Source organism: Streptomyces sp. NBC_00414, assembly GCF_036038375.1.
Classification (GTDB): domain Bacteria; phylum Actinomycetota; class Actinomycetes; order Streptomycetales; family Streptomycetaceae; genus Streptomyces.
Genome location: NZ_CP107935.1, coordinates 4805934 through 4827066 on the forward strand (window position 1 = coordinate 4805934; position 21133 = coordinate 4827066).

Annotated in this window: 18 protein-coding genes; 11 read left to right on the forward strand and 7 right to left on the reverse strand. The window is 72.1% G+C overall.

The genetic code is table 11. The features are described from left to right. The first annotated feature begins 141 nt into the window (after window positions 1–141). Together OHS59_RS20630 and OHS59_RS20635 are read left to right on the forward strand one after the other, a co-directional pair. Complete coding sequence (locus tag OHS59_RS20630) at window positions 142–2769, forward strand: helicase-associated domain-containing protein (protein ID WP_328494889.1); 2628 nt, start codon at window positions 142–144, stop codon at window positions 2767–2769. Window positions 2770–3186: 417 nt separating this feature from the next. Next, on the forward strand, window positions 3187–3519 hold the full coding sequence (locus OHS59_RS20635; RefSeq protein WP_328494890.1) for a hypothetical protein: 333 nt from the start codon (window positions 3187–3189) through the stop codon (window positions 3517–3519). On the opposite strand, the gene istB is transcribed toward OHS59_RS20635, so the two are convergent. Further along, a complete protein-coding gene (gene istB, locus OHS59_RS20640; RefSeq protein WP_328494891.1) occupies window positions 3497–5095 on the reverse strand; it encodes an IS21-like element helper ATPase IstB in 1599 nt (532 codons plus the stop codon). The two genes, OHS59_RS20635 and istB, sit on opposite strands and share 23 nt — an antisense overlap. Before the next feature lie 234 nt (window positions 5096–5329). Between istB and OHS59_RS20645 the strand changes: the two genes are divergently transcribed. Continuing rightward, window positions 5330–6973: a DNA repair helicase XPB gene (locus tag OHS59_RS20645; protein ID WP_328494892.1), complete on the forward strand. Its 1644-nt coding sequence runs from the start codon at window positions 5330–5332 to the stop codon at window positions 6971–6973. A 37-nt stretch (window positions 6974–7010) separates the two neighbouring features. Here OHS59_RS20645 and OHS59_RS20650 read toward each other — a convergent pair whose 3' ends face one another. Continuing rightward, on the reverse strand, window positions 7011–7199 hold the full coding sequence (locus OHS59_RS20650) for a hypothetical protein (protein WP_328494893.1): 189 nt from the start codon (window positions 7197–7199) through the stop codon (window positions 7011–7013). Between the two features lie 387 nt (window positions 7200–7586). On the opposite strand from OHS59_RS20650, the gene OHS59_RS20655 reads away from it, so the two are divergent. Continuing rightward, window positions 7587–9650, forward strand: a complete 2064-nt coding sequence (locus OHS59_RS20655; RefSeq protein ID WP_443061641.1) for a HelD family protein — start codon at window positions 7587–7589, stop codon at window positions 9648–9650. Between the two features lie 170 nt (window positions 9651–9820). Here OHS59_RS20655 and OHS59_RS20660 read toward each other — a convergent pair whose 3' ends face one another. Together OHS59_RS20660 and OHS59_RS20665 are read right to left on the reverse strand one after the other, a co-directional pair. Beyond that, window positions 9821–10474 carry a GOLPH3/VPS74 family protein gene (locus OHS59_RS20660; protein WP_328494895.1) on the reverse strand — a complete coding sequence of 218 codons (654 nt, stop codon included), beginning with the start codon at window positions 10472–10474 and terminating at the stop codon, window positions 9821–9823. Beyond that, window positions 10471–12360, reverse strand: a complete 1890-nt coding sequence (locus tag OHS59_RS20665; protein WP_328494896.1) for a S9 family peptidase — start codon at window positions 12358–12360, stop codon at window positions 10471–10473. Before OHS59_RS20665 ends, OHS59_RS20660 begins: the two co-directional genes overlap by 4 nt. 240 nt (window positions 12361–12600) lie before the next feature. Between OHS59_RS20665 and OHS59_RS20670 the strand changes: the two genes are divergently transcribed. Beyond that, complete coding sequence (locus tag OHS59_RS20670; RefSeq protein WP_328494897.1) at window positions 12601–13284, forward strand: DUF3159 domain-containing protein; 684 nt, start codon at window positions 12601–12603, stop codon at window positions 13282–13284. A 132-nt stretch (window positions 13285–13416) separates the two neighbouring features. Beyond that, window positions 13417–14070, forward strand: coding sequence for a TetR/AcrR family transcriptional regulator (locus OHS59_RS20675; protein ID WP_328494898.1), 654 nt, complete (start codon window positions 13417–13419; stop codon window positions 14068–14070). Window positions 14071–14318: 248 nt separating this feature from the next. On the opposite strand, the gene OHS59_RS20680 is transcribed toward OHS59_RS20675, so the two are convergent. Beyond that, window positions 14319–15011 carry a copper homeostasis protein CutC gene (locus OHS59_RS20680; protein ID WP_328494899.1) on the reverse strand — a complete coding sequence of 231 codons (693 nt, stop codon included), beginning with the start codon at window positions 15009–15011 and terminating at the stop codon, window positions 14319–14321. A gap of 179 nt (window positions 15012–15190) precedes the next feature. On the opposite strand from OHS59_RS20680, the gene OHS59_RS20685 reads away from it, so the two are divergent. The 4 genes from OHS59_RS20685 to OHS59_RS20700 all read left to right on the forward strand — a co-directional run bounded on the left by OHS59_RS20685 (window position 15191) and on the right by OHS59_RS20700 (window position 19185). Further along, window positions 15191–15967, forward strand: coding sequence for a DUF5753 domain-containing protein (locus tag OHS59_RS20685; RefSeq protein ID WP_328494900.1), 777 nt, complete (start codon window positions 15191–15193; stop codon window positions 15965–15967). A 107-nt stretch (window positions 15968–16074) separates the two neighbouring features. Further along, window positions 16075–16737 carry an HD domain-containing protein gene (locus OHS59_RS20690; protein WP_328494901.1) on the forward strand — a complete coding sequence of 221 codons (663 nt, stop codon included), beginning with the start codon at window positions 16075–16077 and terminating at the stop codon, window positions 16735–16737. 120 nt (window positions 16738–16857) lie between these two features. Next, window positions 16858–18087 (forward strand): Cmx/CmrA family chloramphenicol efflux MFS transporter, encoded by a 1230-nt coding sequence (locus OHS59_RS20695; RefSeq protein ID WP_328499293.1) that lies wholly within the window; start codon window positions 16858–16860, stop codon window positions 18085–18087. Window positions 18088–18105: 18 nt separating this feature from the next. Further along, complete coding sequence (locus tag OHS59_RS20700; RefSeq protein ID WP_328494902.1) at window positions 18106–19185, forward strand: GNAT family N-acetyltransferase; 1080 nt, start codon at window positions 18106–18108, stop codon at window positions 19183–19185. On the opposite strand, the gene OHS59_RS20705 is transcribed toward OHS59_RS20700, so the two are convergent. After that, complete coding sequence (locus OHS59_RS20705) at window positions 19174–19464, reverse strand: DUF4031 domain-containing protein (RefSeq protein ID WP_328494903.1); 291 nt, start codon at window positions 19462–19464, stop codon at window positions 19174–19176. The genes OHS59_RS20700 and OHS59_RS20705 overlap by 12 nt on opposite strands. Then, window positions 19461–19892 (reverse strand): hypothetical protein, encoded by a 432-nt coding sequence (locus tag OHS59_RS20710; protein ID WP_328494904.1) that lies wholly within the window; start codon window positions 19890–19892, stop codon window positions 19461–19463. Before OHS59_RS20710 ends, OHS59_RS20705 begins: the two co-directional genes overlap by 4 nt. Window positions 19893–19985: 93 nt before the next feature. Between OHS59_RS20710 and OHS59_RS20715 the strand changes: the two genes are divergently transcribed. Next, window positions 19986–20909, forward strand: coding sequence for a MurR/RpiR family transcriptional regulator (locus OHS59_RS20715; protein WP_328494905.1), 924 nt, complete (start codon window positions 19986–19988; stop codon window positions 20907–20909). Window positions 20910–21133: the final 224 nt, after the last annotated feature.

Genomic DNA, 21133 nt, shown 5'->3' on the forward strand with positions numbered 1-21133 from the left:
GAAGTCCCCTCCGGGGCGCCCGCGTTGTCATTCCCCGTGCGACCGACGGTACCGCGCCCGCCGCCGGTGGCGGGTCCCGGCACGGCGGTGACGCACGTCAACGGGAACGGCGGCGGGGGCCCACCCGCTAACGTGGATCGGATGAGCGTCCAGGAGCAGTCGTCAGAGGAGCCCGGCGGGGCGTCCACAGAGGAGCCCGCCCCCGCCGGGGCACACCCTCGTTCGCTCGCGGAGGACCTGCGGGCCCGCGACGACTCCTCCCTGTCCGCGCTGCTGCGGGCCCGCCCCGACCTCATCACCCCCGTACCGACCGACCTCACCCAGCTGGCCACCCGGGCCGGCACGCGGGCCTCCGTGATCCGTGCGCTGGAGCGCCTGGACCGGTTCGCCCTGCAGAGCGCGGAGGCGCTGGCCGTGGCCCCCGAACCGGCGCCTTACGGCACACTCCTGGACCTGCTGGCGGGCGACGCCCGCGACCCGGCGGTCGTCGAGGCGCTTCCCCGTGCCGTGGCCGTCCTGCGCGAGCAGGCCCTGGTGTGGGGCTCCGACGACCGGCTGCGGCTGGTGCGCACGGCCCGCGAACTGCTCGCGCCCTCGCCGCAGCACCCGTCCCCGACAGGGCTCGGTCCTACGGTCGCCGAGGCCACCGCGGGCATGTCCCCGGGCCGGATCCAGGAACTCCTCACGGCGGCCGGGCTGGCCACGACGCACGACGCGGTGTCCGCGGTGCGGTCGCTGACCGGGCTCTTCACCGACCGCGCCCGGATGGCCGCCCTGCTCGACACGGCCCCACCGGACTCCCTGGAGGTCCTGTCCCGGCTGGTCTGGGGGCCGCCGTACGGTCAGGTGACCGCCGATCCGGCGTCCCGGCTGCGCTGGCTGCTCGACCGCGGGCTGCTGCTGCCGACGGCGCCCGGCACGGTCGTACTCCCCCGCGAGGTGGCCCTCCATCTGCGCGCGGGACGGGCGCACCGGACAACGGAACCGTTTCCCCCGCCGGTCGAGCTGGCCTCCGTGCACCGTCCACAGGTTGTGGACAGCACGGCGGCCGGACAGGCGTACACGGCGCTCGCCACCGTCGAGGAACTGCTGAAGGACTGGGACGAGGGCGGCCCGTCGGCGCTGCGCGCGGGCGGGCTGAGCGTGCGCGACCTCAAGCGGACGGCCGTGGCCCTGGACGTACCGGAGCCGGTCGCCGCCTTCTGGGTGGAACTCGCCTACGCGGCGGGCCTGCTGGCCCCGGACGGCGAGGCCGACGAGCGGTACGCGGCGACGCCCGCCTACGACGAGTGGCTGGAGCTGCCGGCCGCCGAGCGCTGGACCCGGCTGGCCACGGCGTGGCTGACGGCGACCCGCACGTCCGGCGTGGTCGGCGGGCGCGACACCAAGGAGCGCACCCTGGCGGCGCTGGGCCCAGGCCTGGACCGCTCGGCGGCGCCCGAGGTCCGGCACCGGGTCCTCTCGCTGCTCGCCGCGCTGCCCGAGGGCGGCTCCGCGTCCGCCGACTCCCTCGTCGCGCGCCTCCACTGGGAGCGCGCCCTGCGCGGCGCGGCCTCCTCGGACGACCTGCGGTCCCGGATCGCCCGGTGGACGGTGACCGAGGCCGAGTACCTGGGGATCACCGGGAGGGGCGCGCTGTCCGCACACGGCCGGGTGCTCATGGGCGCGCCGCCCGGCGCACCCGCCCCGGAGCCCTCGACCGGCCCGGAGCGCACCTCGGGGCCCGGTGCCAAACTCCCCGTCCACCACCGGCATCACCACCACCCGGTGCCCCCGTTGGAACCCCGTTCGCCCGCCGAGGTGGCCGCCGCCGCCGGCCGGGCCGCCCAGCTGCTGGCCCCGCTGCTTCCCGAGCCCCTCGACCACGTCCTCCTCCAGGCGGACCTGACCGCGGTGGCCCCCGGCCCGCTGCGGCGCCCCCTGGCTGATGTGCTGGACGTCCTCGCGGACGTGGAGTCGAAGGGCGGGGCGACGGTCTACCGCTTCACACCCGGCTCGGTCCGCCGCGCCCTGGACGCGGGCCGCTCGGCCTCCGACCTCCAGGCGTTCCTCACCGCCCACTCCCGTACGCCGGTACCTCAGCCGCTCGCCTACCTCATCGACGACGTGGCGCGCAGACACGGCCACCTGCGGATCGGCGCCGCGTCGGCGTACGTGCGCTGCGACGACGACGCGGTCCTGAACGAGATCATCGCCGACAAGCGTTCGCAGGGGCTGAGGCTGCGCCGCCTCGCGCCCACGGTGCTGGCCGCCCAGGCCGATCCGGCCACGCTCCTCGAAGGGCTGCGCGCGATGGGCTTCGCACCGGCCGCCGAGTCCGCCGAGGGCGATGTGCTGATCACCCGCGCGCACGCGCACCGCACGCCCCCGCGCACGGCGCCCGAGCCGGTCCCCGACGGGCCGCCGTCCCCCGACACCACTCTGCTGGGTGCCGCGATCCGTGCCATCCGGGCGGGTGACCTGGCGTCCACAGCACCGCGCAAGCCGTCCGCCGCCTCCTCCTCTTCCGCCGTGCCCGAACGGAACGGCGCCCTCCCCCGCACCACCTCCGCCGAGACCCTCGCCACCATGCAGGCCGCCGTCCTCACCGGCGGCACCCTCTGGATCGGCTACGTCAACGCCGAGGGCTCCGCCAGCCAGCGCGTCATCGCCCCCGTCCGGGTGGAGGGCGGTTTCGTCACGGCGTACGACCACACCGCGGACGAGGTACGGACGTATCCGCTGCACCGGGTGACGGGCGTGGCGGAACTGGCCGACGAGCAGGCCTGAGTCCCGCTCACGCACCGGAAACCCGTCTCACTCGTCCGGGTGTAGGCGGCGGTTCATGCACGCCACGCCGGACGCTTCCCACCCATGAGGGACGTTGCGAGGTCCGCCGCATCGCGGTGCGAGCCGTGGGGCAGCCACTGGGGGATCTGCTCACGCAACGGAGAGGGAATCCCATGCGCACCGCCCGTCGTGTCGCCACCGTCCTGATCGGTACCGCCGCGCTGCTCGGCGCACTCGCCTCACAGGCCGCGGCGATCGGCATCGATCTCGGCGGGGGTCTGACGCTCTGAGTCGCCCCCGCACGCCCCGCGGGCCGGATCCGGCAGTCCCGGGTCCGGTCCGTCCCCTCCGTGGGCCCCCGCCCCGGCCCAGCAGCCTCCGAAAGGTTCCGCACCCCTCATGCGTCCCATCCGCTCCATGCTGCAACCCGCTTGTCCCGCGGCCTCCGTGCGCTCCGAGGGTCCGGTGAGCGCCGAGCGCCGCATCCACCACGCGCGCACCGCCGCCACGGTCGCCCTCATCGCGTCGGCCGTGCTCATCGGCGTACTCGCCCCGCAGGCCGTCGCCGCCCGGACGGCAGCCCAGCCGGCCCGACCCGTTCAGACGGTCCAGCCGGCCCAGACGGCTCGGACAGCGCAGTTGGCCCTGCCGCTGCCCCTGCCGGTGGCCGCCGTCGAACCGCTGGTGACCGAGGGGGTCGGCATCGAGGGGCCGCTGATCAACAACCTCACTCTGCCCACGCTGAAGTGACCCGGCGCATGCGGTAGCTGTCCCCTTCGAGGCGGACGATCTCCGCGTGGTGCGCCAGCCGGTCGACCATCGCGGGGGCGGCGCCGCCGAAGACCTCCTCCCAGCGGCCGAGCGGACGGTCGGTGGTCACGATCAGCGAGGACCGCTCGTAGCGGTGCGCGACGAGCTGGAAGAAGAGGTGGGCGGTGTCCTGGTCGAGAGGGGTGTAGCCGACCTCGTCGACGATGAGCAGCGGGCGGGCGTCGAGGTCTGCCAGTTCTTCGGTGAGCCGGCCCGCCGACCGGGCCCCCGCCAGCCGCGCGGCCCACTGCGCCGCGGTCGCGAAGAGCACCTGATGCCCCGACTGGCACGCCCGCACGCCGAGACCGACGGCGAGATGCGTCTTGCCGGTGCCGGGCGGGCCGACGAACACCACGTTGCGCCGGGTCGCGACGAAGTCCAGGGTGCCGAGCCGGGCCACGGCCTCCCGGTCGAGCACCCGGGGGTACTCCTCGTCGAAATCCTCCAGCAGCTTCCGGGCGGGGAACCGGGCATCACGGATCCGGGCCTCCGCACCGGGCTCGGTGGAGTCGTACACGTCGCAGGGATCGTGCGGGTCGTACGCGTGGTGCGAGTCGTACGGGTGGTGCGTGTCGTACGAGGAGGAGAGCGCCTGCGCCGGGATCGGTGCGGTGGCCTGTGCGGTGGACGGGCCCGCGACCGGGACGGTGACCCGCGTGGCGGGCGCGGTCTTGATCGCGAACGCGAACTCGGCCGGGACGGACGAGGTGGAGGGAGCGGGGGACGCGGAGGAGGAGGGGTACGCGAACGGGCCGGGAGCCGCGGAGGAGGCGGAGGGGGCGGACAAGCCCGCAGAGGCGGAGGACTCGTAACCTGTCATCGCCTCCATCGCCCTTCCGGGGCCCTCGGCACCGGGCCGTGGACCGGAGACCTGGACATGCCCGAGCCCGAGCCCGAGGCCGTGCCCCTGCCCGAGCCCGTGTCCGAGCCCGTGCCCCTTGTGCAATCGCTCCCCGTGCGCCGCCATCGGTCCCGACATGTACGCGAGGATCGCCGCCGAGGCGATGAACGCCATGTGGATGACGGTCCCCCACAGCAGTGAGTGGTGCGAGGTGTGGTGCACGTCCACGAACATCTGGAGCAGGTGCACGGACGAGATGCCCACGATGGCGGTGGCGAGCTTCACCTTGAGCACGTTGGAATTGACGTGCGAGAGCCATTCCGGCTGATCACGGTGGCCCTGGAGGCCGATGCGCGAGACGAACGTCTCGTACCCGCCGACGATCACCATGATCAGCAGGTTGGCGATCATGACGACGTCGACCAGTTTCAGCACGGCGAGCATCACGTACGTCTCGTTCGCCTGCCCGGTCACGCTTCTGATGATTAAAGTCCACAGCTCTCTGAAGAACTTGTAGACGTACACACCCTGGGCGGCCACCAGTCCGAAGTACAGCGGGGCCTGTAGCCAGCGGGTGGCGAAGAGCGAGTACCCGAGTGTCGCGCTCGGCTGCGAGGAGGGCGACGACGTCCCGGGCTGCGGCTCGGGCGGCGGGGCATGGCTGTGATGGGGCAACAGTGAGCTCTCCCTGGGCGGCGACCTGAGCAGTGACCTGGGGCAGTGACCTGCGGGATCGCCATTCTTCGGGGCAGCACCCGTAAATCTGAATTCTCACCACTCATTGGAATGAATAGACATTCAGTAGGACAGGACCGGGGGCAGCGGTCGTCCGCGACGGCTGACGTCGGCGATCAGGCACACTGGACGTTTGGCCGTGCACATCGCACGGCTGTGCAGAAGGGGACGCGCGTGAATGGTCCACTCATCGTCCAGTCCGACAAGACCCTGCTCCTGGAGGTCGACCACGAGCTGGCGGACGAGTGCCGCCGGGTCATCGCTCCCTTCGCCGAGCTGGAGCGCGCGCCCGAGCACATCCACACCTACCGGGTGACCCCGCTCGGGCTGTGGAACGCGCGCGCGGCCGGACACGACGCCGAGCAGGTCGTGGACGCGCTCGTGCAGTACAGCCGCTATCCGGTGCCGCACGCGCTGCTGGTCGACATCGCGGAGACGATGGGCCGCTACGGCCGTCTCACGCTGAGCAAGCACCCGGCCCACGGGCTCGTCCTCACCACCACCGACCGGCCCGTCCTTGAGGAGATCCTGCGCTCGAAGCGGATCACCCCGCTCGTGGGCGCCCGGCTCGACCCGGACACCGTGGCCGTGCACCCCTCGGAGCGCGGGCAGATCAAGCAGACGCTGCTGAAGCTGGGCTGGCCGGCCGAGGACCTCGCCGGGTACGTGGACGGGGAGGCGCACGAGATCGGGCTCGCCGAGGACGGCTGGTCCCTGCGGCCCTACCAGAAGCAGGCTGTGGAGAACTTCTGGCACGGCGGTTCAGGGGTGGTCGTACTCCCCTGTGGCGCCGGCAAGACGCTGGTCGGCGCGGGCGCCATGGCCGAGGCGAAGGCCACCACGCTCATCCTCGTCACCAACACGGTCTCGGCCCGGCAGTGGAAGCACGAGCTGGTCAAGCGCACAAGCCTGACCGAGGAGGAGATCGGCGAGTACAGCGGTACGCGCAAGGAGATCCGGCCGGTCACCATCGCGACGTACCAGGTGCTGACGACCAAGCGGAAGGGTGTCTACCAGCACCTGGAGCTGTTCGACTCCCGCGACTGGGGGTTGATCATCTACGACGAGGTGCATCTGCTGCCCGCGCCGGTCTTCAAGTTCACCGCCGACCTCCAGGCGCGCCGCCGCCTCGGTCTGACGGCCACCCTGGTGCGTGAGGACGGCCGCGAGTCGGACGTGTTCTCCCTCATCGGGCCGAAGCGTTTCGACGCGCCCTGGAAGGAGATCGAGGCGCAGGGGTACATCGCGCCGGCCGACTGTGTCGAGGTCCGGGTGAACCTCACGGACTCCGAGCGGCTGGCGTACGCGACCGCCGAGGCGGAGGAGAAGTACCGCTTCTGCGCGACGACGGCGACGAAGCGCAAGGTCACGGAGGCGCTGGTCCGCCGCTTCGCGGGGATGCAGACGCTCGTCATCGGCCAGTACATCGATCAGCTCGACGAACTGGGCGAGCATCTGGACGCGCCGGTCATCAAGGGCGAGACGTCGAACGCGCAGCGCGAGAAGCTGTTCGAGGCGTTCCGTCAGGGTGAGATCAGCGTGCTGGTCGTGTCCAAGGTCGCCAACTTCTCCATCGACCTGCCGGAGGCGACGGTCGCCATCCAGGTGTCGGGCACCTTCGGCTCCCGTCAGGAGGAGGCTCAGCGCCTCGGCCGGGTGCTGCGTCCGAAGGCGGACGGCCACCAGGCCCACTTCTACTCGGTCGTGGCCCGCGACACCATCGACCAGGACTTCGCGGCCCACCGCCAGCGCTTCCTGGCGGAACAGGGTTACGCGTACCGGATCGTGGACGCGGACGAACTGCTGGCCGACAACTGACCGGCCGGGGTTCCGGGTTCCGCGGGGCCCGGGGTCCCTACCGGCGGCGTACGCCCGCTTCCTCTCCGTACTCGCCGAGGAGGACCACTCCGAGGGCGGCGCCGGCGAAGACCTTGACGGCACGCAGGGTGTCGCCGAGGCGGTGGCGGTGACTGCCCCGCAGGGCGGTCGCGCCGGTCGGCGGGCGGGGGCGGGCGGGGGCCTGGGTGAACGTCGCAGTGCTCATGTGTCCATGGTGGAACGCGGGCGCTCCGCTTTCATCGGCCTGCGGGTGTGAACTCCCTCGTCCCCACGTACGACTCCGGGCCGACCTCTACCCCGTAGGGAGGGGGCGACATCCCCTAGGGGATCAGGGGCTCGGGGGTTCCGAGGAGCGCAGGCTCAGGGGAGTGCGCCGGGCGTACCGGCGGGGTGACGGCCGGTGCACGGGAAAACGGTTGGCCCCGACCGACCCGGTTCGCCTAGGATCTCCGCTCTTGCCCGCCTCCCGTCGTGGAGCGCCGCCGACCGGACGGAAACCGGCCGGCCCATCGCCACTCAGCGGGGTCCACCAGGCCCCGGCTCTCGCAGGCCCCGGAGGCAACCGCCCGTGTCCACCCCGTCCGACTCCGCCATGCCGTCCGACGACCCGCTCTCGCGCGAGCGGTCCCATCTCGCGCACTCCCGCGCCGCGCTGCGTTCGATGCGCGAGGACGTCCAGTCCCTCGACATCCGGGACGTCACCGCGAACTGGGTCAACGCGGAGGTCCTGACCCGCCAGATCGACGAACGCATCAAGGCCCTCGCCGACCTGTCCCACACCCCGCTGTTCTTCGGCCGCCTCGACTACCTGCACGCGCCGGGCGCCGATCAGGCCGAGGGCGCGCGGGGCGAACGCTTCTACATCGGCCGACGGCACGTGCACGACGCGGGCGGCGACCCGATGGTGATCGACTGGCGGGCCCCGGTGTCCCAGCCCTTCTACCGGGCCTCCAAGAAGACCCCGATGGACATCGCGCTGCGCCGCCGCTTCGGGTACACGGGCGGCGACCTCACCGCGTACGAGGACGAGCACCTCTCCGACCCCGCCGAGGCCGCCGCCACCAGCAAGCTGCTCCAGCAGGAGATCGAGCGTCCGCGCGTGGGCCCCATGCGCGACATCGTGGCGACGATCCAGCCGGAGCAGGACGAGATCGTACGGTCCGGTCTCGGCGGCACGGTCTGCGTGCAGGGCGGTCCCGGCACCGGCAAGACGGCCGTCGGCCTGCACCGGGTCGCCTACCTGCTCTACGCCCACCGCGACCGGCTCGCCCGCACCGGCACCCTGGTCATCGGGCCGAACGCGTCCTTCCTCCACTACATCGAGCAGGTGCTGCCCGCGCTGGGCGAACTGGACGTCAAGCAGGCCACGGTCGACGACCTCGTCGCGCATGTCGAGGTACGGGGCACGGACGAGGCGGCGACCGCCGTCCTGAAGGGCGACGCGCGCATGGCGGAGGTGCTGCGCCGGGCGGTCCGCGCGCACGTGACCCTGCCGGCCGAGCCCGTCATGGTGGTCCGCGGCTCACGGCGCTGGCGGGTACCGGTGTACGAACTGACGGACATCGTGCAGGAGTTGCTGGACCGGGACATCCGGTACGGCGCCGCCCGCGAGGCCCTGCCGCAGCGCATCGCGCACGCCGTGCTGGTGCAGATGGAACGGTCGGGCGAGGCGCCGGACGACCGGGTGCAGGACGCCGTCGCCCGCAACCCCGCGGTGAAGGCGGCGGTGAAGGCGATCTGGCCGCCGGTCGACCCGGCGAAGCTGGTGTTCCGGCTGCTCTCGGACGCGGACTTCCTGGCCCTGCACGCCGAGGGCGTCCTCACCGAGGACGAGCAGGAGACGATCCGCTGGGCGAAGCCCCTGCGGTCGGTGAAGTCCGCCAAGTGGGCCGCCGCGGACGCCGTCCTGATCGACGAGGCCACCGACCTCGTACAGCGCACGCACTCGCTCGGGCATGTGGTGCTCGACGAGGCGCAGGACCTGTCGCCGATGCAGTACCGGGCGGTGGGGCGGCGGTGCACGACCGGTTCGGCGACCGTGCTCGGTGATCTGGCGCAGGGTACGACGCCCTGGGCGACGCGGAGTTGGGACGAGGCGCTGGCCCATCTCGGCAAGTCGGAGGCGGTGGTGGAGGAGCTGACGGCCGGTTTCCGCGTACCGACGGATGTCATCACGTACGCGTCCCGGCTGCTCCCGCACATCGCGCCGGGTCTGACGCCGGTGGCGTCCGTGCGGGAGAACCCCGGCTTCTTCGAGGTACGCGAGACCGCCGTGGACGTCGCCCCCGCCGAAGTGGTCGCGGCCTGCGAGGAGTTGCTCGCGCACGAGGGGTCGGTGGGGCTGATCGCGGCCGACGCGCGTGTGCCGGTGCTGGCGGAGGCGCTGGCGAAGGCGGGGCTCCCCCATCTCGCCCCCGGTGAGGAGACGACCGTCGCGGCGCGCCTGACGCTGGTGCCGGCGTCCCTCGCCAAGGGCTTGGAGTACGACTACGTGGTCCTGGACGAACCCCAGGCCGTCGTCGACGCCGAGCCGGACGAGCGGACGGGGTTGCGTCGCCTGTACGTCGCCCTGACCCGAGCGGTGTCGGGGCTCATCGTGACCCATGCGGGGGCCTTGCCGGCGCAGTTGCGGGCAACGGAACCACAGACTTGGTGAGCGCCGCCCCTCCCCGCCCAGGGGCGCGGGGAACGGCGCGGTCTTTGGCTTTCAGGGGCGCGGGGAACGGCGCGGTCTTGCGTCTTGAGGGGCGCGGGGAACGGCGCAGTCTTTCGGACTCGCGAGTCGGCGTGGTGTCACGGACCGAGGGCGCGGCGGCGACTGCGTGCTCACGCACCCCAGCCGCCGCCGACCGCCCGGCTCGCCAGGTACGAGTCGCGGAGCGCCTTGCGCAGACCGGGGACGATCTCGTCGTACCGCGCGGCGAGTGTCCTGAGCGGCTGCTTGTGGGTGCGCAGGTCCGCGCGGCTCCATACGCAGGTGACTTCGAGCTCGACCGTGAAGACGGCCAGCGCCAGTTCCTCCAGCGGGATCGACGCCGGGTCGGACCTGTCGACGACGGTGGCGCGTACCCGTCCCTGGAGGGCGCGCACGTTCTCCGGTTGGGTGACGGTGACACGGTCGGACGGGATGAGTCCCAGCACCTTGCTGCGGGAGACGGTGACCTCTCCCGCGGCGGCGAGCTGGTCGCGTACCGGTTTCTCGGCGGTGTGGGCCTTGTTGTGCACGTACTGGAGCCAGCTCTTCGGCTTGTGGTCGGGCAGGTCGCTCCATACCGACGCGAGGAAGGAGTCGTGCGGCGTCTTCCCCGCCTTTCGGATCACCTTCCCGCCGGTGGCGTCGAGGAGCCCGTCGCGGGCGAGTTCGGCCAGGGCGCCGGCGCGCAGCAACTGGCCGCGGCCCTGCAGGTTGTCGAGCTGGAACTTGCCCTTGTCCACGGTGTAGCAGAGCAGGTAGAGCTGTTGCGGCAGCGTCAGGATCATGTCGTCTCCGTCTCGAAGCGCAGGTGTTCGGCGAGGAAGCGTTCCGCCGCGGTGTAGAGGGCGATCACGTTCTCCGGGTTCTCGATGGCGTGGCCCTCGTCCTCCATGACGATGTAGTCGACCGGAACGTCCCGCGCACGGAGTGCTTCGACGAACCGGTCGGACTCGGCGAGGACGACCCGGGCGTCGTTGGCGCCGTGCACCACCATCAGCGGTGTGCGCACGCGGTCGACGCGGCTGATCGGGGAGCGGGCCAGCATGTCGGCCTCCTGCTCCGGATCGGCCGGGTCGCCGACGTACGCGAACCAGTTGTGGACGAGCATCGGTTTGACGAAGTCGGGCTGGCCGCGCATGAAGTTGGCCAGGTCCGAGATCCCGACGACGTCGACGGCGGCGGCGAAGACGTCCGGGGTGAACGTGATGCCGACCAGTGCCGCGTAGCCGCCGTAGGAACCACCCATGATCGCCACGCGGTCCGGGTCGGCGTAGCCCTGGTCGACCGCCCACCGCACGCCGTCGATGAGGTCGTCGTGCATCCTGCCCGCGAACTCCCCGATGCCGGCCCTGGTGTGGGCCTTGCCGTAGCCGGTGGAGCCCCGGAAGTCGACCTGCAGCACCGCGCAGCCTCGGTTGGCGAAGAGCTGCGCGGCCGGGTTGTACCCCCAGCTGTCCCGGCTCCAGGGACCGCCGTGGACGAACAGCACCAGCGGCAGCCGGGACGGCTCGACACCGACCGGCAGCGTCAGGTGCACGGGCAGGGTCAGGCCGTCGCGTGAGGTGATCGACACCGGCCGCGTCGGAGCCAGCGCCTCGGGGTCGAGGTGCGGCTTCGCCCGGTGGAGCAGGCGGCTCTCGCCGGTGGTGTGGTCGTAGAGGAAGGTGACCCCGGGATCGCGGTCGTGGGTGAAGGCGGCCACCCACCGCTGTCCGCTCTCGTCGGAGGACACCCCGGCGATATCGCCGTCGGACAGCTTCTCCAGGTTCTCCAGTACCTCGGCGAAGTGCGGGTCCAGCGCGTGGACGACCTGTCGCTCCCCGAGGTAACGGACCGCGAGCAGCTCACCTGTGCTGCGGCTGCGGATCAGTGGAGAGGGGAGGGCGGGGAAGACCAGCGCACGGGTGTCCAGGTCGTGGCTCGGATGGGAGTCGACCTCGTGCTCCTCGCCGGTGGCCAGGTCGAGCCGGGCCAGGCGCAGACGATCGCTCCCACGGTACGAGCCCAGCCACACCCCGGTGCCGTCCGGTGTGACCTCCATGGGGTAGATCCCCAGCGGGGCGTCGCCGCCGTCGAACCGTGCCACCGGGGTCAGCGCACCCGTCGCCGCGTCCCACCGGGACAGCTCGATGTCGCCCTCGGCGGTCGTCGCCGTCGCGAACAGCCCGCGCTCGCTGTAAAGCCATCCGTCGACAGCGCCCCCGGGGTTCTGGGCGAGGGTCGTGAGCTCGCCGGTGGCGATGTCGAGTTCCACCAGGTCGAACCGGGCGCGGTCGCGCAGGTTCAGCTGGGTGACCACCTTGCCGGGCCGCCCGGCGGGCAGGTCCAGGCCGACGGTCCGTACCCCGGGGTAGGGGGTGAGATCCACCGCGGCGGCGTCGGGGTCGTCCAGGTCGCCGCGGTAGAGGTGCAGATTCTCGTCGCCGCCCTGGTCACGGCAGTAGAGCAGCCAACGCGGGTCGCGGGTCCAGTGGTAGCTCACCACTCCGCGGTCCTCGGTGGTCACGCACCGGGCGTCCCCGGGCGCGTCGACGCTCTCGATCCAGACGTTCATACGGTTCTTCCACGGCGCCAGGTACGCCATGTTCCTGCCGTCCGGCGAGAGGGTGGTCTTCGCGCGGGGCGGTGGTCCGAAGAACTCCTCGACGGAGATGGTCTCCGGCTGTGCCATGTCGGTCCCTTCTGCTTCCGGGGTCAGCGCCTGTCACTTAATGACAGTGTCACTTAGTGACAGGTGCTTCAAGCGCGACCTTTGAAACCTCGGGCCGCGATCCGCGATCCGCGATCCGGCAGGAGTGTGACCCAGGTCACATGAGAAGGGAGGTGTAGGAATGTCACTTACTGCCAACCCGTCATTAAGCGACAATCACAGTGCACCTCGGCCCCAGACGACTCGGGAGAACTGACCACCATGAAGACCAAGAGCTTCCTGGAGACAGAGTCCGACACGCAGGCGGAGCAGACGGCACCCCGGCAGCAGCCCTCGGTCCTCGACCAGGCGGGAGGCACCAAGGGAGTCGTGTACTCGGCACTGCCCGCGCTGGCATTCGTCATCGCCCACAACTTCAGCGGGATCACGGCGTCGATCGTCGCCGCCCTCGCCGTCGCGGTGGCCATCGGCGTGGTGCGCCTGCTGCGCAGGGAATCGGTACAGCCCGCGATCGGCGGCGTGTTCGGCGTGGCGATCGCCGCCGGCATCGTCTGGTTCACCGGGTCCGCCAAGGACTACTTCCTCATCGGCATCTGGGCGAGCCTGGCCGGTGCCGTCCTCCTCCTCGTCTCCGTCCTGGTGCGGTGGCCGCTGGCCGGCGTGGTCTGGAACGCGGCCACCGGCAAGGGGAACGTCTGGCGCGCGGACAAGCGCTCGCGGTTCTACTACGACGTCGCCACCCTTGTGCTGGCCACCGTCTTCGGGGCCCGGTTCGCCGTCCAGCAGTACTTGTACGCGACCGACCAGGTCGGTTCGCTGGGCGTCGCCAAGATCGCCATGGGCTTCCCGCTGCTCGCCCTGGCCCTCCTGGTGGTCGCCTGGGCGGCCCGACGCTCGAACAAGCGGCTGACGGCCATCGGCCTGCTGCCCGCCGAGCGCGGCTGACCCCGCCGGGAGGCCGCCCGCGCCTCGCTGGGGCGGGCGGCGCGTTGGTTCCGGGCGTCACTAAATGTCATTGTGTCACTGACAAGCCGGCTCACTGACATGCCGGCGGGGACACGAGCGGAGGTGACCCGCATGGCGACGGCCAAGCGCGGCAGAAGCGGAATGAGCGACCAGCGGCGCCACCGGCTGCGTCTGGAGATCTCCCGGGAGGCGTCCCGCCTGTTCTGGGAACAGGGAGTGGACGCCACCAGCGGTGACCAGATCGCCGCGGCGGTGGGCCTGTCCACCCGCACCATCTGGCGTCACTTCCGCAGCAAGGAAAGCTGCGCCGAGCCCATCGTCACGCAAGGCGTGGAATGGGAGATGAGCACGCTGCGCGACTGGCCCTCCGACCTCTCGCTCGAAGAGCACTTCAGTACGGAGGCGAGCCGGTTCCGCCGTGAGGCCAGCGCGGTCGAGCTGGCCGACAACGGGCTCGCGATGCGGATGATCCGGCTGGCCGACACGGAGCCGGCCCTGCGTACCGCGTGGCTGATGGCCTGCGACCAGGTCGAGCACGAGATGACCGAGATCATCGCGAAGCGGCTGGACCGCCCGGCCGCCGACCTCCAGGTACGCCTGCACGCCGCGGCGGCCTCCGCCGCCCTCCGGGTCCTCAACGAGGACATCGGCGCGGCCCTCCTCGACGGCGCCGACCCAGCCCAGTTCGCCGACGCCCCGCAACGCGTGGCACGCGCCGTCCGCGAGGCCACGGGCGGAGCGGTAGGAGACCCGGTCACCCGCTGACTCCCCCCCGTCAGGGGCGCGGGGAACGGCGCAATCTTTTGCCTTTCAGGGGCGCGGGGAACGGCGCAATCCTTTGCCCTCAGGGGCGCGGGGAACGGCGCAATCTTGTGCTTTTGGGGGCGCGGGGAACGGCGCAATCTTTTGCCTTTGGGGGCGCGGGGAACGGCGCAATCCTTTGCCTTTGGGGGCGCGGGGAACGGCGCGGCCAGCCACAGCGAACCCGCACCCGATACCCCACCCCACCCCACTCAACCCGCATCCAACACCGCCCGCCACCCCCGCACCGCCGCCGCGGAAACAGCCTCCCCCCAGCCCCCCGGCCGCGCCGCCCCACCGATGTGGAAAGCGTCAACCCCCGCCGCCCGCAGCCCCGGCACGTGGTCCAGCCGAAGCCCACCCCCGACAAGAAGCTGCGGCTCATAGCCGGGCTCCCCACCCCGCGCCACCTCCGCGAGCAACGTCGGCAACCCCTCGTCCACACCCGCCGCCGACCCCGCCGTGAGATACGTGTCCAGACCGGGCAGGTCGGAGAGCGCCTTGCGCAGGGCGTCACGGTCGGCGGCCCGGTCGATCGCCCGGTGGAACGTCCAACGGCAGCCGTCCAGTTCGGCGAGCACCGACTCCAGCGCGGGCAGGTCCGGCTCCCCGGCCTCGTCCAGGAACCCGAGCACGAACTCGTCCGCCCCGGCCCCCCGCAGCTCCCGCGCCGCCCGCACGAGCGCCCGTACGTCCCCGGCGTCGAAACCGTCCGCCAGCCGCAGCATCACGCGCAGCGAGATACCGACGGCGGCCCGGATCCCGGCGAAGGTCTCGACCGGCGGAGTGAGCCCGTCGGCGGCCATGTCGGTGACCAGTTCCAGCCGGTCCGCGCCTCCGGCCTCGGCGGCGACCGCGTCCTCGACATCGAGGGCGATCACCTCCAGGACTGCACGCTTGCTCATAGGACCTCTTCCCTCGGGCGGACAGGTGGACGGCTACAGGTCTAGTCCAATACTCAGCCTACGCGCACCCCGACGGAGATCAACGGATATCACCATTCGCGCACAGCCCGTCACTGTACGCAACTACCCTCGATGTGACGCCGTCCGGCAACGCCAGCCGCGCGAAAGGGAGTTGTTGCATGCCCGTACCGAAGCGACTCGACCCGTCCCAGGAGGGTCTGGGCAGCACTCGCATGTTCGCCAGCGGCTCGTTCGTCGGCGGCTCCACCGTCGGTCAACCGGAGGCCGACGTCCGCCGGTTGCGGCCGGAGTACGCGCCGCTGGCGTCGGCGGACGTCGCCGCGTTCGAGTGTCTGGCTCAGTCGGTCAAGGACTGGGCGCCCGACCTGGTCCCCGGCCTGCTCCGTACCGCGGCCTACACACGGGCGGTGATCCGGTCGTACGACCCGGCCGCGACGGACGAGGCCGCCGACGCACGGATGGCCTCGCGACAGGTCCGGTCGCGCATCCTCGACGCCCCGGCGGGGCCCCGCTACTGGGTGATCCTGGACGAGGTCGTCGTACGACGCCCGGTGGGCGGCCCGCCCACCATGGCCGAGCAGCTCCGCCACATCGCCGCGCTGGTCCGCCGCCATCGGATCATCGCCCAGGTGCTGCCCCTCTCGGAAGGCGCGCACGCCGGGCTCGACGGCCTCTTCAAGCTGCTGACCTTCGACGACGCGCCACCCATCGCGTACGTCCAAGGTGTCCGTGCCGGCCGCCTGTCGGCCGATCCGGCCGTGACCACCCGCTGCACGCTCACCCACGAACTGCTCGGGGCCACGGCCTTGTCACCCGCCGCGTCTCTCGCCCTCATCGAGCAGGCGGCCGCGGAGTACGAGACGCACGCCGAGAACGACGAGCACGAGGACCGGTACGAGGCGACGCACAAGTACGAGGACGCGCACCGCACCTGAATGCACAGGACGGTGGCCGGTGGCCGGTGGCCGGTGGCCGGTGGCCTGCGGGTGCTGGGCGGCAAGCGGCAGACGGCAGACGGCAGACGGCAGCGGACAATGGGCCCATGGCCGATCCCGACGCCCTGCGCACCCGTTGGTCCCGCACGCTCCACCGGAGCCGTGGGACGGAGACCCCCACCCCCGCCGCCCCCGCCCCCTCGCCGGAGGCCTACGCCGACAACCTCCTCGCCCGCTGGTCGGAACCCCAGCGGCGCTACCACACCCTCGATCACCTCACGGTGGTGCTGGACCACATCGACGTGCTGGAGGAGGCCGCCGACGACCCGGATCTGGTCCGGCTGGCCGCGTGGTTCCACGACGCGGTCTACCTCCCCGACCGCTCCGAGAACGAGGAACGCTCGGCCCGGCTCGCCGAGCGCGCGCTCCCCGAGGCCGGCCTCTCCGCCGCCGCCACGGCCGAGGTCGCCCGACTCGTCCGGCTGACGGTCACGCACGCCCCGGGCGGTGACGACCCGAACGGCCAGGTCCTGTGCGACGCCGACCTGGCGATCCTCGCCTCGCCCTCCGACGCGTACGCCGCCTACACGAAGGCGGTCCGCGAGGAGTACGCCTTCGTGCCCGCGGACGCCTTCCGGGAGGGCCGCGCGGCGATCCTCCGGCAGCTCCTGGACCTGCCACGGCTCTTCCACACCCCTTACGGCACAAGGGAATGGGAGGGGCCGGCCCGCGACAACCTGACGAACGAGCTGACCCTGTTGACGGCCTGAAGCGCACCCGATGGAATGGGCTGCCCACCGTCGAGGTTGGCACTTGATATGCCCGTCCCCACGAGCTCCAGCTCACCCACGCCTTCCCTCACCCCCGACAGCGGCGCCGCCCGCACCCGGATGCCCCTGGCCGTCTACATCCTCGGGCTCTCCGTCTTCGCGCTGGGCACCAGCGAGTTCATGCTCTCCGGGCTGCTGCCGGCGGTCGCCGAGGACATGAACGTGTCCATTCCGCGGGCGGGACTGCTGATATCCGCCTTCGCGGTCGGCATGGTCGTCGGGGCGCCCCTGCTGGCCGTGGCCACGCTCCGGCTCCCCCGCCGTACGACCCTCATCGCGCTCATCGCCGTCTTCGGCCTCGGCCAGATCGCGGGTGCCCTCGCCCCGAACTACGCCGTCCTCTTCGCGTCCAGGGTCGTGAGCGCGCTGGCCTGCGCCGGTTTCTGGGCGGTCGGCGCGGCCGTGGCCGTCGCCATGGTCCCGGTGAACGCCCGCGCCCGCGCGCTCGCCGTGATGATCGGCGGCCTGTCGATCGCGAACGTCCTCGGCGTCCCGGCGGGTGCCTTCCTCGGCGAGAGCCTCGGCTGGCGTTCGGCGTTCTGGGCGGTCGGCGCGGCCTCCGCGATCGCGCTCGTCGGGGTGGCCACGCTCATCCCCCGTATCCCGCTCCCCGCCGAGAAGCCCCGGCTCATGCGCGAGCTGCGGATCTACCGCGACCGGCAGGTCTGGCTCACCATCTCGCTGATCGCGTTCGCCGCGGGCGGTGTCTTCTGCGCGTTCAGCTATCTCGCCCCGCTGCTCACGGATGTCGCGGGGCTCGACGAGGGCTGGGTGCCCGCCGTGCTCGCGCTGTTCGGGATCGGCGCGCTCATCGGGACGGCGATCGGCGGCCGGATCGCGGACGCGCACCTCTTCGGGGTGCTGCTCTCGGGCATCGTGGCCTCGACGGTCCTGCTCGTGGCGCTCGCGCTGCTCGGACAGTACGCCGTCGCGGCCGCCGCCCTCGCCTTCCTCCTCGGGGTCTCCGCCTTCTACACGGCCCCGGCCCTGAACGCCCGGATGTTCAACGTCGCTGCCGACGCCCCCACCCTGGCCGGGGCCACCACCACGGCCGCCTTCAACCTCGGCAACACCGGCGGCCCCTGGATCGGCGGCGCCACCATCGACGCGGGCCTCGGCTACGCCTCCCCGGCCTGGGCCGGGGCGGCCATCACCGTCGTGGCGGGCGTGCTGACCACGATCTCGCTGCGCCTGTACCGGCGCGGGGCGCCGTCACGGGTGGTCACCGGAGGCGTGACCGGAGGCGTGACCGTTGCGGCCGAGAAAAAGATGAACCGCTCCGTGAACTGATCACCTATCCTCACCGGCATGCGAGCCATGGGCGGGGACCAGGTGGAAGAGGCCGTCTCGGGTGCGGTCGCGGCCCTGCGGGGCGCGGCCGACCGGGACTGGGACGTCAAGGCGGGCCGTCTCGAATGGAGTTGCCGCACGACGGCGGAGCACATCGCGTCGGACCTCATCTCCTACGCGGGCCAGCTGACCGGCCGCCCCACCGACCGCTACGTACCCTTCGACATCACCTTCGAGGAGTGCGAGAGCCCCGAGGACGTCCTGCAGGTCGTCGAGGCGACCGGCGCCCTGCTCGCGGCGGCCGTGCGCACCACCCCCCGGGAGGCCAGGGCCTTCCACCCGTACCCCTTCCGCAGCGCGAACCGTGAGGGCTTCGCCGCGATGGGTGTCACCGAGGTGCTCGTGCACACGCACGACGTGGCGGAGGGCCTGGGCATCGCGTACGAGCCGCCGGCCGCGCTCTGCGCCGACGTACTCACCCGGATCTTCCCGCACGTGCGCCCCGAACCCGGCCCCGACCACTGGCGGACCCTCCTGTGGGCCACGGGCCGCGGCGAGCTGCCCGGGCGCGCACCCCTCACCACCTGGAAGTGGAGCAACAACCTCGTCATACCGGCCGAGCGCCTCACCCTCCAGGGCGTCACCCCCGCGGCCGCCGCCGACCTGTGCGCGGGCGGCAACGGCGGCTTCGAGTGGGTCGAGGGCGGCCCCTTCCAGGGCACGCGGGACGCCGCGGGAATGGTCGTCAAGGCGTACGAGGCCGGGGTGCACCGGCCCGAGTGGGGCATGTTCGTCCTGGTCCGGCGGGAGGACGGCCGCGCGGTCGGCGGCATGGGCTTCCACGGCGCCCCGGACGAGGAGGGCCGCGCCGAGGTCGGCTACGACCTGGCCGAGTCGGCCCGCGGCAACGGTTACGCCACCGAGGCCCTGCGCGCCATGTCCGCCTGGGCGCTGGCCCGCGAGGACCTCACCTACCTGTTCGCGACGGTGGACCGCACCAACTCGCCCTCCCAGGGCGTGATCTCCCGCGCGGGCTTCACCCAGGTCAGCACGGTGGACGACGACGGGGAGCAGTACGCGTACGAGCTACGCGGCTGAACCCGGCCCTCGGGCCACCGGCCGCCCCTTGGGCCTGCGCAGCCCGGCCGCGTGCAGGATGCGTACGACCTCGCGGCTGCGCACCTGTACGGCGCCGGCCCGCACGGCGTCCTCGTACCGGTGCGAGGGAATGTCGTAGTGGTCCCGCTCGAAGGCACGGGCGGGGGCGCCCAGCCGCCGGGCGAATTCATGAAGCTCGTCGAACGAGACATCGCTGACCAGGTGGGACCACATGCGCCCGTGCCCCGGCCAGTCGGGCGGATCTATGTAGACGGTCACGAGGAACCCGCCCCGCCCGACCCGCCGGTACCTCCCATGGCAGGTCCGAGCACGCCCACCGGCGCCACCGAGACCCCCGCCTTGTGGCACACCCAGTGCGGGTCGGGCCCCAGCTCCGGCTCCACCTCCAGGGCGTGCGGATCACCGCCGTCGCAGACGGGACACAGCGGCCAGCGCCCGTACTTCTCCAGCAGCGCGTCCTGTACGTCCTGGGCGATCAGCCCGGCCACGAAGTCGACGCCCTCGGGCCACTGCTCCACCCACCACCGCCGCTGTACGACCGACTCCTCGACCATCGACACGACATCGGCCTCCGCGACCTCCCCCGCGACAAGATCAGCGAGCACCAACGCCCGAGCCGCGTGCAGGGCCTGCTCCAACGGACTCACAGGAGGGGGAGAAGAAGAGGAAGGGACGCCGGATTCCATACCCCCCATTGTGCGCCGTCCCACCGCCGCACCCGCGCCCGCTCCCGACCGGCCCCCCTTGACCCTCCCCCCACCCGAAAATATCTTTCATACGTGACCCACGAAGTGAAGGAAATTTTCGCGGGCGAAACCCCGCCGGCCCCCGCGGCCCTCGCCGCAAAGGTCCGCACCCTCGCCCCCTCGATGACCCGCTCCATGCAGCGAGTGGCCGAGGCCGTGGCCAACGACCCCGCAGGCTGCGCGGCCCTCACCGTCACCGGCCTCGCGGAGCTGACCGGCACCAGCGAGGCGACGGTCGTCCGCACGGCCCGCCTGCTCGGCTACCCCGGCTACCGTGACCTGCGCCTCGCCCTCGCCGGCCTCGCCGCCCAGCAGCAGTCGGGCCGCGCGCCCGCAGTTACCGCCGACATCGCGGTCGACGACCCGATCGCGGACGTGGTCGCCAAGCTCGCGTACGACGAGCAGCAGACGCTCGCCGACACCGCGGCCGCACTGGACACGGTGCAGCTGGGCGCGGCGGTCGGGGCGCTCGCGGTGGCCCGCCGTATCGACGTGTACGGCGTCGGCGCGTCCGGTCTCGTCGCCCAGGACCTCACCCAGAAGCTGCTGCGCATCGGGCTCATAGCCCACGCGCACAACGACCCCCATCTCGCCGTGACCAACGCCGTGCAGCTGCGGGCCAAGGACGTGGCGATCGCGATCACGCACTCCGGGGCGACCGGCGACGTCATCGAGCCGCTGCGGGTCGCGTTCGAGCACGGGGCCACGACGATCGCGATCACGGGACGGCCGGACGGGCCCGTCACGCAGTACGCGGATCACATCCTGACGACGTCCACGGCTCGGGAGAGCGAGTTGCGGCCGGCGGCGATGTCCTCGCGGACGAGTCAGTTGCTGGTGGTGGACTGTCTGTTCGTGGGGGTCGCGCAGCGGACGTACGAGACGGCTGCGCCGGCGTTGTCGGCGTCGTACGAGGCGTTGGCTCATCGGCATCGCCATCGGAACGCGCCCCGGTAGGGGGTGTTCGTCGGGTGCGGGTCGGTGGGGGCCGGTCGCGCCGTTCCCCGCGCCCCTGAAGGCGACAAGACTGCGCCGTTCCCCGCGCCCCTGAAGGCGACAAGACTGCGCCGTTCCCCGCGCCCCTCAAAGACAAAGACTGCGCCGTTCCCCGCGCCCCCGAAATGCACGACCGCGCCCCTGAAGGCATCAGATCGCCCCGTACTCACACCCGTACCGAACCC

Excerpts from the sequence above, each read along its gene's own strand:
- OHS59_RS20630 (WP_328494889.1), top strand. The coding sequence starts at position 142 with ATGAGCGTCCAGGAGCAGTCGTCAGAGGAGCCCGGCGGGGCGTCCACA.
- OHS59_RS20635 (WP_328494890.1), top strand. The coding sequence starts at position 3,187 with ATGCTGCAACCCGCTTGTCCCGCGGCCTCCGTGCGCTCCGAGGGTCCG.
- OHS59_RS20650 (WP_328494893.1), bottom strand. The coding sequence starts at position 7,199 with ATGAGCACTGCGACGTTCACCCAGGCCCCCGCCCGCCCCCGCCCGCCG.
- OHS59_RS20655 (WP_443061641.1), top strand. The coding sequence starts at position 7,587 with ATGCCGTCCGACGACCCGCTCTCGCGCGAGCGGTCCCATCTCGCGCAC.
- OHS59_RS20660 (WP_328494895.1), bottom strand. The coding sequence starts at position 10,474 with ATGATCCTGACGCTGCCGCAACAGCTCTACCTGCTCTGCTACACCGTG.
- OHS59_RS20665 (WP_328494896.1), bottom strand. The coding sequence starts at position 12,360 with ATGGCACAGCCGGAGACCATCTCCGTCGAGGAGTTCTTCGGACCACCG.
- OHS59_RS20670 (WP_328494897.1), top strand. The coding sequence starts at position 12,601 with ATGAAGACCAAGAGCTTCCTGGAGACAGAGTCCGACACGCAGGCGGAG.
- OHS59_RS20675 (WP_328494898.1), top strand. The coding sequence starts at position 13,417 with ATGGCGACGGCCAAGCGCGGCAGAAGCGGAATGAGCGACCAGCGGCGC.
- OHS59_RS20680 (WP_328494899.1), bottom strand. The coding sequence starts at position 15,011 with ATGAGCAAGCGTGCAGTCCTGGAGGTGATCGCCCTCGATGTCGAGGAC.
- OHS59_RS20685 (WP_328494900.1), top strand. The coding sequence starts at position 15,191 with ATGCCCGTACCGAAGCGACTCGACCCGTCCCAGGAGGGTCTGGGCAGC.
- OHS59_RS20690 (WP_328494901.1), top strand. The coding sequence starts at position 16,075 with ATGGCCGATCCCGACGCCCTGCGCACCCGTTGGTCCCGCACGCTCCAC.
- OHS59_RS20695 (WP_328499293.1), top strand. The coding sequence starts at position 16,858 with ATGCCCCTGGCCGTCTACATCCTCGGGCTCTCCGTCTTCGCGCTGGGC.
- OHS59_RS20700 (WP_328494902.1), top strand. The coding sequence starts at position 18,106 with ATGCGAGCCATGGGCGGGGACCAGGTGGAAGAGGCCGTCTCGGGTGCG.
- OHS59_RS20710 (WP_328494904.1), bottom strand. The coding sequence starts at position 19,892 with ATGGAATCCGGCGTCCCTTCCTCTTCTTCTCCCCCTCCTGTGAGTCCG.